The organism is Candidatus Amarolinea dominans (assembly GCF_016704685.1).
In the GTDB taxonomy this organism is placed as follows: domain Bacteria; phylum Chloroflexota; class Anaerolineae; order SSC4; family Amarolineaceae; genus Amarolinea; species Amarolinea dominans.
This window is the reverse complement of record NZ_JADIZS010000021.1, coordinates 18464-31545: the sequence shown is the minus strand read 5'-3', so window position 1 is coordinate 31545 and position 13082 is coordinate 18464. Positions and strand designations below refer to the sequence as shown.

The 13082-nt window shown below is 63.8% G+C and carries 10 protein-coding genes; 3 read left to right on the top strand and 7 right to left on the bottom strand.

Annotated elements, in window-relative coordinates; all coding sequences use genetic code 11:
- Positions 1-86: 86 nt before the first annotated feature.
- The 3 genes from IPF85_RS14765 to IPF85_RS14755 all read left to right on the top strand — a co-directional run bounded on the left by IPF85_RS14765 (position 87) and on the right by IPF85_RS14755 (position 2954).
- Entirely contained in the window at positions 87-1154 is a 1068-nt protein-coding gene (locus IPF85_RS14765) for a sugar ABC transporter permease (RefSeq protein ID WP_343408844.1), read from the top strand.
- 92 nt (positions 1155-1246) lie between these two features.
- Positions 1247-2083, top strand: coding sequence for an ABC transporter permease subunit (locus tag IPF85_RS14760; protein ID WP_343408843.1), 837 nt, complete (start codon positions 1247-1249; stop codon positions 2081-2083).
- A 157-nt stretch (positions 2084-2240) separates the two neighbouring features.
- Positions 2241-2954, top strand: coding sequence for a Uma2 family endonuclease (locus tag IPF85_RS14755; protein ID WP_343408842.1), 714 nt, complete (start codon positions 2241-2243; stop codon positions 2952-2954).
- Positions 2955-3095: 141 nt separating this feature from the next.
- Here the strand turns inward: IPF85_RS14755 and IPF85_RS14750 are convergent, their stop codons facing one another.
- The 7 genes from IPF85_RS14750 to IPF85_RS14720 all read right to left on the bottom strand — a co-directional run bounded on the left by IPF85_RS14750 (position 3096) and on the right by IPF85_RS14720 (position 11760).
- On the bottom strand, positions 3096-4400 hold the full coding sequence (locus tag IPF85_RS14750; RefSeq protein ID WP_343408841.1) for an ammonia-forming cytochrome c nitrite reductase subunit c552: 1305 nt from the start codon (positions 4398-4400) through the stop codon (positions 3096-3098).
- Between the two features lie 53 nt (positions 4401-4453).
- A complete protein-coding gene (nrfH, locus tag IPF85_RS14745; RefSeq protein WP_343408840.1) occupies positions 4454-4906 on the bottom strand; it encodes a cytochrome c nitrite reductase small subunit in 453 nt (150 codons plus the stop codon).
- A 97-nt stretch (positions 4907-5003) separates the two neighbouring features.
- Positions 5004-5753, bottom strand: coding sequence for a nickel pincer cofactor biosynthesis protein LarB (gene larB, locus IPF85_RS14740; protein ID WP_343408839.1), 750 nt, complete (start codon positions 5751-5753; stop codon positions 5004-5006).
- Positions 5743-6615 carry an ATP-dependent sacrificial sulfur transferase LarE gene (larE, locus tag IPF85_RS14735; RefSeq protein ID WP_343408941.1) on the bottom strand — a complete coding sequence of 291 codons (873 nt, stop codon included), beginning with the start codon at positions 6613-6615 and terminating at the stop codon, positions 5743-5745. The genes larB and larE overlap by 11 nt, the downstream gene beginning before the upstream one ends.
- Positions 6616-6675: 60 nt before the next feature.
- Entirely contained in the window at positions 6676-7833 is a 1158-nt protein-coding gene (locus tag IPF85_RS14730; protein WP_343408838.1) for a phosphatase domain-containing protein, read from the bottom strand.
- A gap of 110 nt (positions 7834-7943) precedes the next feature.
- A complete protein-coding gene (locus tag IPF85_RS14725) occupies positions 7944-11009 on the bottom strand; it encodes a hypothetical protein (RefSeq protein ID WP_343408837.1) in 3066 nt (1021 codons plus the stop codon).
- The gene (locus IPF85_RS14720) at positions 10918-11760 is read right to left on the bottom strand and encodes a LamG domain-containing protein (protein ID WP_343408836.1); all 843 of its coding nucleotides are present in this window, start codon (positions 11758-11760) and stop codon (positions 10918-10920) included. The genes IPF85_RS14725 and IPF85_RS14720 overlap by 92 nt, the downstream gene beginning before the upstream one ends.
- Between the last annotated feature and the right edge of the window lie 1322 nt (positions 11761-13082).

The window sequence follows — 13082 nt, the reverse complement described above, 5'->3', positions numbered from 1 at the left end:
CGTCGCCTCGATGACGCTCCCCGGGGATTTCAGGGAATTACATCGTGCCCTAGTAGCGCCTTCTCTCATCTGAAAGGGAACACCTCATGGCTACTATGACAGAGCAGCCCACGCCCCGCAGCGGTTTCGCCAACTGGTGGATACGCACATCCACGACCCGCATCGCCTGGTTGTATCTGCTCCCCGCGTTCCTGGTGATGGGTATGATCACCTTCTACCCCCTGTTCTACCAAGTCTGGATGTCCACCACAGACTATAATATCAAGAATCTACGCATAGATGCCGTGGCGCCCAATCCAGCCAACCTGAGCGAAGCCTGCACCACCAACATGAAGGGCGAGTGTACGTGGGGAAGATTTGATAACTACCGCCAAATCTTCACGGGCGAATTGCCGGTTGCAATCGCCAACTTCAGCTTCTGGAATGTGCTCGCTTTTGATCTGGTTTGGACATTCACCAACGTCCCCTTCCACGTCATCATAGGTGTGTTGATTGCCGTGTTGTTGAACACCAAAGGCCTCTGGTTCAAGCGCTTTTATCGCGCAATCTTCGTCTTGCCCATCGTCATCCCTTCGCTCGTGGTCGCCGTGGTCTGGCGCAACATGTTCGACCCCGACTACGGCTCGATCAATCAGTTGCTTACCAGCGTCAGCCATCTATTCGGCGGCAGCACGGTAGCCGCGCGCTGGCTCGATCAGGTCAACTATCCAATCACCGGTATTCCCCTGACCCTCTCCTATTTTGCCCTCCTGATCGCCAATATCTGGCTGGGCTGGCCATTCATGACGATCGTGGCCACCGGCGCGCTGCAGAGCATCCCCGGTGACCTGTACGAGGCGGCTTCGATTGATGGCGCGACCGGGCGCCAGCAGTTCTTCAAGATCACCATGCCGCTCTTGCGCCCCGCGATCATCCCGGCCGCGGTGTTGGGCATGATCACGACTTTCAACCTGTTCAACCTGATCTACCTGCTATCCGGCGGTGGTCCCCTGCGCAGAACCGAAATCCTCGTCACCACGGCCTATCGCCTGGTCAACGAGAATCGCCTGTATGGTGTCGCTGCAGCCTTTAGTGTGATCATCTTCTTCGTGTTGCTGATCCTGACGCTGGCCACGAACTACGTGACCAAAGCAACAGAAAGGTATGACATCTAATGTCCACTTCAGCAAACCCGCTTCCGAGTCAGCCCGTTCGCAGGAGATTCCCCAGGCCGGACTTGCCGTATCGGAGTCAATTGATCCGTCAGTTGATTCTGTTATTCATCACCTTCATCACGCTCTTTCCGATCCTCTGGATCGTGAGCCTCTCGATTGACCCCAGCGGCATCGCTCGCCCCACAGAGCTGCGCCTGATCCCGCCCGGTGCGTCGTTGGACGCCTACCGCAGAGTGATGGCCCAGCCGACCAACAACCCAATCACCTTCGCGCAACTTGCCTTCAATTCCTTCAAGTTGGCGATGGGCGTCTCGCTCTTTTCTGTGGGGATCGGTGTGGGCGCGGCCTATGTCTTCTCGCGCTTCAAGATTCGCGGCCAGAAGTTTCTGATGTTGGCCGTACTCACGGTGCTGATGATGCCTTCGATCGGCTCGATCGCGCCCCTTTTCGTGTTGCTCAATAAGATCAGGATCGGGGTCAGCGCAGCCGATACCCTGCGCAATTCCTTGTACGGCGTCGGTCTGGCCATCATCTCAGGCGGGCTGCCATTTGCGATCTGGAACCTGAAGGGTTACCTGGACACCATTCCACGCGACCTGGAGGAAGCAGCACGCATTGACGGCGCCACCATCAACCAGACCTTCATCAAGATCATCCTGCCGCTGGCAACTCCGGCCCTGGCCGTCACTGCGTTCCTGGGCTTTCTCAGCGGCTGGACCGAGTTTGCACTGTCGTGGCAGTTCCTGAACAAGGTCGAGAACTTCACCCTGTCAATGGCCCTGTGGAACATGACAGGCCAGTACGCAGGCCAGGTGCCGTGGTCCAACTTCGCCGCGATGGCGTTGCTGGTGGCGACACCGGTTTCCGTCGTCTACCTGATGCTGCAGAAGTACATCGTCAGCGGTCTGACGATCGGCAGCGTGAAGTAGGCTGGCGTTGGCTTCTGACAGAGGCCGGGATTCTCAAGGAAAGCCGGGTTTCCAGGTGGAATCCGGCTTTTTGTTGCGCCCGCCGCAACTTGTGCTACAATGGATGCATGGATCACCCCCTGGCATGCGTGACGAGATGAGATGAGATGAGATGACCATGGCGATCTTGCAACGGTGGCCGCTGACCGCGACCAGGGACACGATAGTTTACCCGGAAAGTGATGGCAAACCGATGGCCGAATCTGATCTGCACCGCGAAATTATGGTCTGGATTATTCAACTGCTGCAGCGTTTTTTCGCAGGGCAGCAGGTTTACGTCAGCGGCAACTTGCTCATCTACTACGAAAAGGGCAACCCGCGCAAATCGGTGGCGCCTGACTGTTTCGTGGTGTGGGATGTGGAGCCGCGGCTGCGGCTCACCTACAAACTGTGGGAAGAAGGTCAGGCGCCGCTGGTGGTTTTCGAGGTGACGTCCAGGTCCACGCGGCGCGAGGACATGAAGGACAAGATGCGCCTGTACGCGCAGTTGGGAGTGGAGGAGTATTATCTCTACGATCCAACGGGCGATTACCTGAAACCATCGCTGGCTGCATTCCAACGCGCAGGCGACGGCTTCGTGCCAATGCAGCCAGACAACGGCGAGATGCGCCTGGGCGATCTGACCTTTCTGCCCGCCGAAGGCGAGTCGCCGGAGTACGTCAGCCCGCGACTCGGACTGCGCCTGGCGCTGGATGAGCAGAACCGTTTGCAGTTCTACTCGGTAGCCAGCGGCCAGCGGCTGTTGAGCGATTTCGAGATCAGCCAACAGTTCGAGGCTGAGAACGCCAGGCTGCGTGCGGAACTGGCGCGGCTGCTCGGCGAACTGGCATGATCGCGTGCATTTGCTGACTGCGCCCCAAAAGCCAGAGTAATCACACAGAACGCCAGCGCATCAGGCTGGCGTTCTGTGTTTGTGCTCTTCACGACAAATTGCATCGTGTCCGGCCCGAAAAAGGTCGGGCAACAGGCGGCGTCACTTGAGCGCGGCGGCTCTGTTGCCCTGTTCGGCCAGGCGGGCTTTGAGTTCGGCCTGGCGTGCGTAGTCAATGGCATCGGCCAGGATGCGCAGCGCCTCTTCAGGATTATGGAAACCCATGCTGTTCTCCGCGGCAATGAAATCCCAGCGCAACTGGGCCTTGCGGTGCAGCAGGCGCGCTTCATCCAGCGCGCCAGCATCGAACGCGGGCAGCTTGGCGGTATCGGTGATCGCCTGGATGGCGGCGACCAGCGCGTCTTCAGAGCGGCTCATCGTGTCGTTGACCTGCTTCTGAATTTTCGCCACGCGCTCCACCACATAGCTGACATCGGTATGGCACGCGCCGCAGGCCTGCTCCGCGTATTTCAACGGGCTGGCGACGAAGTGTGAGCTATACTTGACTGCGCCCTCGCGCTGGTAAGGCATGTGACAGTCCGCGCAGGCCACGCCGGCCTTGTAATGCGTGCTTTCCGCGCTGAACAGCTCATACTCAGGATGCTGCATCTTGAGCATGGGCGCGCCCGAGATCGCGTGCGTCCAGTCCTTGAACGGCTGGCCGTTGACCTTGAAATCCTCATAATACTGCTCGATCTCCTCGATGCGCGTGCCGTTGGTCCACGGAAAGGTCAGATACTTGCCGTCGCCCTCGAAGTAGTATTCGACATGGCAGTTGGCACACACCACGCTGCGCATCTCCTGGCGGCTGAGCTTATCCGGGTCCTTGCCCTGGGCCGCCAGCGCCTCGCGCAGCGCCGGGTTGGTCACGATCAGCTTCATGGTGCTCGGCTCATGACAGTTGGCGCAGGCAACGGGCTGCTCGACCAACGCCTTGAGCTCGCTAAAGGGCGCGGCATAGAACCTGGCCGGCGTCAATTCCGCCCACAGACGCGGGTTGTCGGCGCTCTTGCACGACATGCAGGCGCCGGCTGTCGGATTGCGCCCCGTCTGCATGACATCGGTCAAGGCCCAGTAGTGACCGCGATCCTCCTTGTAATCGGTGGCGAAGGCGTTGCCGGCGAACAGCGTCCTGAGGCGCGGGTCAGCATCGAGCTTCTGGACAGGCTCAGATCCGCCATACGGAGTTCTTGCCATCTCTTGCGTCCGCAGCCAGCTATCGAACTGATGCGGGAAGTTCACTTCCCACTTCTGCGGGTCCGGCTCCATCGGGGCAATGGCAACGAGCGCCTGGGGGCCACGCGTCTGCAGGGGCTGATTGTTCAGAAACACGAAAACGCCGATCAGGGTCGAGGCCAGCGCCACCACCAAGGCGGTCAGCAGCCATACGGTTCGTTTTCCTTGCATGAAGTGATCCTCCTTCTGGAGTCAAGTTCGTTGATCCTGGCCGCGCACGGGCTCTACTGATAAAGCGAATTGCCCCGCACGCCATGCGGCACGGTGCGGTGACAATCGAAGCAGTAGCGGCCCGCGTCCGGCTGACCATCGGCGACCTGCGAAACGGTTTCGCTGTGGCAGCGAATACAGTTCTCCTGCACCACCGCGCGCGTCGCCTCCGTGGCCCGGATGGCGTCTGGAATATGCCCGGTGGCAAAGGCTGACACATGGTTGAAGCCAGAACGCGCTTTCACAACGTATTTGGGAATCAACGCATGGGGCGTGTGGCAGTCGTTGCAGGTGGCGGCCGACTGGTGGCGCGAATGATACCAGCCCTCGTACACCGTCCCCATGACGTGACAATTGTTGCACGCCGTCGGGTCATTGCCGAGGTAGGCCGTGAAGTTGGTTGCGCGCAGGCCCACGCCAACCACGGCCGAGATCGCAACCAGGCAAATCAAGATGGGTATTTTCATGGCGCTCCTTTGTCGGTTACCTCTGGGAAACAAGAGACAACGCATTATCGCACACGAGCGCGCCGGAGAGTATGACCTATCGCATCAGGGGGGCATTTCAGCGCAGGAAGCGCATGGCCAGCGCGGCCGCGCCAAAACCATTATCAATGTTGACCACGGCTACCCCTGGCGCACAACTGTTGAGCATGGCCAGCAGCGCGGCCAGGCCGCCGAAACTGGCGCCGTAACCCACACTGGTCGGCACGGCAATCACCGGGGCCGCCACCAGCCCGCCCACCACGCTGGCCAGCGCGCCTTCCATGCCGGCCACCACGATCACCACGGCGGCCTGCGTCAACAGCTCCCGCTGGGCCAGCAGCCGGTGCATGCCGGCCACGCCGATGTCATTGATCGCGATCACCCGTCGGCCCCACAGTTCGAGTAGGAGCGCCGCTTCCGTGGCAACCGGCAAATCTGAGGTGCCCGCGGTGGCAACGGCGACGAACGGCCCGTCCGCCGGCAGCGCGGGCGCCATGCCCAGGGTGAGGATGCGCGGCATGGCGTGATAAAGCGCCGCCGGCAAGAGCGCCTGCACAGCCTGCGCCTGCTCCGCGCTGACGCGCGTCGCCACCGCCAACCCGTTCGCGGCCGTCAGGCGTTCCAGCAGGCGCGCAATCTGCTCCGGGGTCTTACCCGCGCCGTAGATGACCTCCGGCAGGCCGATGCGCAGGCTGCGGTGATGATCGAGTCGCGCGTAATCGGCCACCGTTTCATACGGCAGATCGCGCAGCACGTCCAGCGCAGCGTCTACCGAGGTTTGTCCGGCCTGCACGGCCCGCAACAGTTCCGTCAAGCGTTCAACCTGCATGTGCTATGCCCTCGTTGAGGCTGCCGCTGCGATAGCCGCGCAGATCGAGGGCCACGTAGAGGTAGCCGGCCGCGCGCACGCCCGCGTCCACCTGCTGGCGCAGGGCAAAAGCGGCGTCCAGTTCTTCCGGCGCGACTTCGATGCGCGCCAGCGTACCATGATGGCGCACGCGCACCTGGCGCAAGCCCAGGTCGCGCACGTGGCGTTCGGCGACGTCAATCTGACGCAGGGTGTCCAGGGTGACCGGCGTGCCGTAGGGGATGCGCGAGGAGAGGCAGGCCAGGGCCGGTTTGTCCCACACGGCCAGGCCCAGCGTTTGCGCCCAGGCCCGGATGTCGGCTTTGGTCAAACCGGCATCTTTCAACGGGCTGATGATCCCATGCTCAACGCCGGCGCGCGCGCCCGGACGGTGGTCGCCCAAATCGTCCCAGTTGAGGCCGTTGAGCACCGCGGCCAGGCCGTGCGCCTGCGCCACAGGCAGGAGCAGGTCGTACAGCTCGGTCTTGCAGAAATAGCAGCGGTCTGCGCTGTTGCGCACGTAGTTCGGGTCTTCCATCTCGTGCGTGGCGATGATCTCATGGCGCGCGCCGAGGGTCGCGGCAAAGCGCTCGCACGCTTCCAATTCCCAGGATGGGTACGAGGGAGAGACGGCGGTGACGGCCAGGACACGTTCGCGTCCGAGCGTCTGCACGGCCACGGCCAGCACGAGTGCGCTGTCAACGCCGCCGGAATAGGCCACCAACGCTGAGCCAAGTTCGCGCAACTGCGCCAGCAGGCGCGCCTGCTTCTCCACGAGGGGCAGCGCCGCGAGGTCGGGCTGCGCCAGTTGAACGGGGGCCTGATCGAGCAAATCAATCTGCATCACGTTGAACCTCATTCAAGCCAATCTTCCAAGCCAATCTTTTTAAGCCAATCCTTCAAGTCAATCCTCTCCCAGGTCGAGCAGGCGCTCCGTGTCGCCGGGCGGGGCTTCGTCCTGCGCCTTGTCCGCGGCCACCGGCGCCAGGGCCTCGGCCGCAATCAAGCCTTGCGCCGCCAGGTGCTGCGCGATGGACAGGGTGTCCGCGGCCAGGTGCAGCGTGCTGCCGGCCGCGGCCACCGTGCGCGCCAACAGGGCAATCGCGGCGGTGCGTTCGGCGCGATGGCTGACATCGCGGATATAAACCGCGCGCAGTCGCCCAGGGTAATGGAGCACCGCCTCGGTGTAGATTTCGGGGTCGGACTGGCCGCTGTCGCCCAATAAAACAAAAGGCAGGGTGGGGTAGCGCGCCAGCAGGCGCGCGATCACGCTCAGTTTGTGCCGCCGATGCTCCGTGGGCAATCCTGCCTGCGCGGCCCCGCTCCACTCGCGCAAGAACAAGGGGCCGGCCGGGATGTCCTGCAAGGCAAAGAAATCGCTGAGCAGGTCGTACAGGTTCCAGGGGCTGCTGGAAACGTAGAAGATCGGGTTGCCGGTCTGGCTGCCTACGCCGCGGTGCAGCGCCCGGTAAAGCGCGGCCACCCCCGGAAACGGCAGGCGCGAGCGCGCATTGCTCAGAAAGACCAGCCGCGCCATGCGCAGCAGGTGGGAGGTGTCGCTGATGACGACGGTATCATCAATATCGCTGATGACGCCGAAGGCCGCAGATGCAGGCGGGATCAGAATCTGGCCGGTGGCCTGCAGCGGCCGGGCGCTGGCTGGCTCCAGCAGTGACAGGGCCACCGGATGCCAAGCCTGGTCAGGCAGAGGCGCCTGCGGCATGATGTTGACCTCGAAGTAGCCGTTGCTGTCGGCGCGCACCTGTTGCGTCACGCCGCCGATGATGGCCTGCACGATGGCGCCTGGCACCTCCACGCTGGCAAAACGGCGGTACATGTTGTCCAGGTTGCGCCAGAGGGTGTCATGATCGTTCCCCGGCTGCACTCCCTTGTCCTGAATGACAAGGCCCTTGAGGGTGACCAGATCGCGCGAGCCATAGCCGTTGAACGCGACAATCTGGCTGCGCGCCCGGCCCAGGCGTTCATCCAGCCGGAATTTGAGGCGATCAAGGACATTGTCTACATCACCCAACGCGCCGAAGACAGCTTCTTGCCAGCTCATGGGAGATGACTCTCGCCAAATTTCATCACATATACTCAACCCACTTGAATAGCTGGCATGATAGCACAAACCCCGGTAACAGAGCTAAAAACCAGGCGGGCCGTTGCGACTCAGGGCAGCAGGCCGTGAGTGATGGCATAGCGCATGAACTCGTGACCCTGGATGCCGTACAGGGCCTGGCTCTTGGAGGTCATGAAGGTGGCCGCGGCATAACCGCCCCAGGGCGAAGAAGCGCCGCCCTGCCACGCGGCCAGGGCCACAGCCTGCCAGCGGGCACGTTCAGCCGGCGTCGGGTTGGTCTGCCAGAGCGCGCCGGCCAGCGCATCGGCCACCGGCAGCGCCGCCAGCTCGGCAGCATCCATGTCGCAGCCGCCGTTGGCGCCCAACCGCGCGCAGAAGGGCGCGGCCGCGCCCAGGTTCCAGGCGGAGGCGAACAGGTCGGCGTAATCACGCAGCCAGGCCTCCGCGGCCGCATCCTGCAGGCCAAAGTCTTCGAGCACGGCCAGGTAATGTCCACCACTCTTGACCAGCATAGTGCCAAACGCCAGGTTGAACGTATCGCCGCTGGGCGCCTGGCCGAAATTGATGGTAAAACCCGGCTGCCCAAAGAAATAGCGCGCGGGGGTCGTGTCGCTGATGACCTTGCGCGCCATGTCCAGGTAGGCCGGGTTGGCGGTGGCGGCGTAGGCATCGCTCATGATCTCCAGCGCATAGGCGGGGCCGCGCACGTTCTCCAACACATCGTTGTTGGCATAGCCGGGGCCGCAGTCGGGGTTGCAGGGGCTGTTCTGCAGGCGCCAGCGCGCGTTCTCGGCCAGCTCCAACCAGGCATCGCGCGCTTCGCCTTCACCGGTCAGGTAGTAATACCAGAGCACGCCGCGCACGCCGCCCGACCAGTAGTCCAACAAGGCGTAGCGATGCAGATAGGGTGAGGGGTCGGCGTGCCACTGGTTGGTGAAGCGGGCGCCCCACGCCCAGCCCACGCCGTAGGGCGGGCCTTGCGTGCTGTCCAGGCACAGCGGGTGTGACATCCATACGGCGTCCAGGCCGGTGCAGTAGCCATGCACCATGTCAATATCGGCCTGATGACGCGCGCCGGCCGTGGCCAATGCCCACCAGTGTTGCCAACGCAGCCCGGCGTCGGGCGCGTCGAGCGTGCGCAAGGCCTGGGCGAGGAAGAAGTAGGGATGGTCGTACTGTTGATTGTGAAAGATCGGCGGCCAGTCGCTGCTCGTTTCATCTTCGGCCACGGTGTCGCCCACGTTGCGCCAACCCCACTGCTCGGCCCGCGGCAGATAGGTCCAGCCGGTTGGGCTGACCCCCTCGTGCAGCACGTCGAAGTTGGCGGCCGGGTAGAGAATGGCGGCGTCGTTGTAGCCTTCATACGCGCCAAAACGCGCCGGGTCGAACGGCTCCAGGTGCAGCAACGCACCGGAATCGGCATACCAACGGGCCGGCGCCCAGGCCAGCAGCGCGGACGTGTCGCCCACAGCGAACGGTGGATGGGCGGCCGGCGCGTCACCCCAAAACTGAAAGAGCATCTCGTGTGTCTTGCGCTCGCCCACGCGCAGCTCGAAGGGCATGGCGGCCTGGCTGGGGAAAAGCGCCACCTGCACCTGTCCGTCCTGCGCAACCTGCAGCGCTTTGGGGTAGTTCTGCCAGAACTGATGCACGCCCACCGCCAGACCGCCGTCGGCGGCGGCCAGGCCGGCCCAACCCTGGCTGCGGCAATCGGCGGAGGCTGCGCCTTCACTGCAGGGGCCGTGCAAGCTGCTGCCGTTGGCGGTGGCCGAGTAGCCGCGGAACGTCGTTTCGCCGGCCAGCGTGGGGTGGCGCCACTGCGGCCCGCCGGACGAATCCTGGTAGAGGGTGGCCGTCGTGGTCAGCGCGCCTTGCCACTGATCCAGGGTGTAGGTCAGCGGCGCGCTGGCTGCCAGGGTCAGTTCGAGCGCAAGGTCGTCGAAGACGATGCTGTTGGGCGACCCGAACGCGATGATGTCCGGCTGCCCAAGACCGCTATTGGCCAGGGGGCGGTCGTTCCAGACGCCGTAGAAAACGCGCACGGCGCCCGCGCCGGCGTAGAAGTGCAGGCGCGCGGTGTAGGCCAGCAGGTGTTCGCCGCTGAGGTTGGCGTGACGGCCGCGAATCCGCACCACGCTGTGCAACGGCCCTGCCAGTTCGACGACCGCCTCATCCACCGGCCCCAGGGCTGCACGAAATGTCTCGCTGCCCTGGGTGATGACCGGCCCCTCGCTGCTGCTGAGCAGGGCATCGTCCACCGCGCCGTCGCCGTCGCGATCCACCCAGACTTGATCGAAGAGATTGAACGCCTGGGTATTCAGTTGGAAACGGGCTACCTGGGTGTCAACCAGGATGGCGGACGTGGTTTGGGTGATGATGATCGCCGGCGCGGAAAGCGGCGCGGTCGGGTCGGGGTGGCGTGCGCGGGCCGGGGCGCTGACCGGCGCGCGCCGCGCGGGCGCGGCCTGGCCGGGCAGGACGATGCCAGGCGGTACGAGCGGCGCCGGGCTGAGCGCGCCAATCAGTCCGCCGCCGCCGGTGGTCAGGGTGTAGGTCATGGTGCTCTGCGGCGCCATGTCAGCCTGGAAATCCACCAACACCCAGCGGATACCCTGGCCGCTGTCCTCCGGCGCGCCGCCCCAACGCGCCAGCACCGTGAACTGGGCCGGTATCGGCTGGCCGGAAGGGGCCAGCACGCGCAGACTGGCCGCGTCGGTTATCCACAGCGCGACTGGCAGCGGTACACCGGAAGTAACCGGCGCCGCCTGAAGGGCAACCGTGGATGGGTTCGACACGCGCAGCGGCGCCGCGAAGGTGGCCGGTGGCGGCGTTGGCGTTCGGGTCGGGGTCACGGTTGGCGTGGGGGTTTGGGTCGGGGTGACGGTCGCGGTGGGCGTGGGGGTGGGCCAGGGCGCGTTGCATAGCTGGCGCCAGAAGTCAGCCGCCAGGCTGACATCCATGAGATCCACAACGCCATCGCCATTGATGTCCACCGTGGCCGGGAAGCCGCTGCGCAGCCACCAGGCCGCGACCAGTTGAATGTCGAGCACATTGACGATGCCATCATGACTGACATCGGCCCGGCACGCGGGCGCCAGCGTCGGCGTGGGGGTTGGCGTGGCCGCGGGCGACGGGCGACTGCATGTCCGCCGCAATCTCGGCTGCGCTCAGCGCCCGGTTGTAGATGCGCACGTCGTCCAGGCGACCCGCGAACCACTCCGACCAGATGGCATTGCCGCCGATGGTCAGTTGGCCGTCGGAGGTGACCAGGTTGCCTGTGACCGGCGCGCTGCTTGTCTCCGCGCCGTTGACGAACAGGCGCAGGGTGGCGCCATCATAGGTCATGGCCAGGAAAGCCCAGACGTTGGGCGTCAGTGAAGCGGTGGGGGGCGTGCTGCGCTCGCCGGTGGTATAGATGTAGCCGCGCGGCCCTTCGGCGACCGTGCCATACTGTTCAGAATGGGCGTAGAGAGCGTAGACCAGATCGCCTGGCTGGGCCTTGAAGATGACCGTGCGCCAGGCGCTGTTGTCAATCTGCGTGGGAAAGGTCCACGCCTCCAGGGTCAAGGCCGTCGTCAGATCGAGCAGCGGGCTGTCCGCGACGGTCACCCAGTCGTTGTTGCCGTCGAAGCTGAGCGCGGCGCCGGCGTGTCCGTTGGGCGTCCAGGTGGCGCCAAGCAGCGCGCCGATGTGGCCCTGGCCGCTGGCGTCGGCCGTGGTTGCGCCGGCGCCTTCATCGAAGGCATAGGCAGCCACCAGGCCGAGGTGTGGTTGGCGCGCCGGCGCAGCCGCCAGGGGGATTGCGCGGATAGAGAGGAGCAAGGGAATGACGACAAGGGCCAACATCACGGCGGACGCGGGCTGCAGATGACGAAAGACAATACGATATACAAGATGAACGGGCATGGCTAAGATCTCCATTGATCGCAAGCAGGCGAAGCGGTTGCGCCTCACTTGGGCGCAAACCATTGCGGGGCAGGGCACTCAGGGCACTCAATATAACGAAGCAAGATAGGCCGCGGTCAACCCGTTCGCGCCCGGCGCAAACGTCTTTTTGCCTTTTGGGCGATTTCAGGGTAATCTATGGCCCCTCGATTACTGTTCGTCTCCGCGGAATCTGTGTGCCGAATGTCGGCTTCCCCTACCTCCCCTGTCGTCAGCAGTAGATCAGATGCACCTGCCGTCCGCAAATCTCGTCGAATCTGGGAGAGAAAGCTATGCCAAAGTCATCCGTGGTTCGTGTTCTGTTGGGTGGAGCCTTGTTGCTCCTGGTCATGCTCGCTATTTTTGCGCCAGCCGCCGCGCCGGTCCCGACCCTGCGCCGGTCTGGCGATGCGGAACCTGATCGCAATCTGGAACTGTATCTGGCCGAGCGCGGCAGCGCGCAAAACGGCGAATCTGAGTCGCTCATGGCAATCGGCGATTACTGGTACCACCGGGTGTCATACCCCACGGGCCAGTTCAACCCGGCCTGGGTGCGCGAGGCGGCAGCGCAGGACAGCCAGGTCGAGCGCGCGGTGCCGGCCGGCGAGGTGATCTACGGTAAAGCGCAAACCGAGTCGCCGCTGACCCTGAACGCCAATCGTTTCACGTCGTTGGGACCACAACCGCTGCAGAGCAATGGCTGTTTGAGCTGCTACAGCTATGGCCTGGTGGCCGGCCGCACCAACGTCATGGCGATTGACCCGGTGAGCACGAACGTGGCGTATCTGGGCGCGGATGGCGGCGGCGTTTGGAAAACCACCAACTGCTGTTCAGCGGCCACCACCTGGGCGCCCGTCACCGACGACCCGCTGCTGGCGACGATTGCCATTGGCGACATCGTGATTGACCCCAACAACCACAACACCGTCTACGCGGGCACCGGCGACCTGCGCTTTGGCTCCTTCTCCTTCGGCAGCGCAGTGCTGCTCAAGAGCACCGACCAGGGCGCAACCTGGATCAATCAGGGCGCCGACGTCTTTGCACCCTACTACCCCCAGGCGGCCGGCGTGTTTCCGCAGTATCAGGCCATCGGCAAAGTACGGGTGGATCCCAACAACAGCAACAACGTGGTGGTGGGCACCAAGACCGGCCTCTACCTGTCGTACGATGCCGGCGCCAACTGGACCGGGCCATGCACCACGAACGGCTTCAGCACGCAGCGCCAGGACACCACGGGCCTCATTCTGCGCGACATCGGAACCGACACCCAGATCTATGCCTTCATCGGCGCGCGTGGCTTTGCG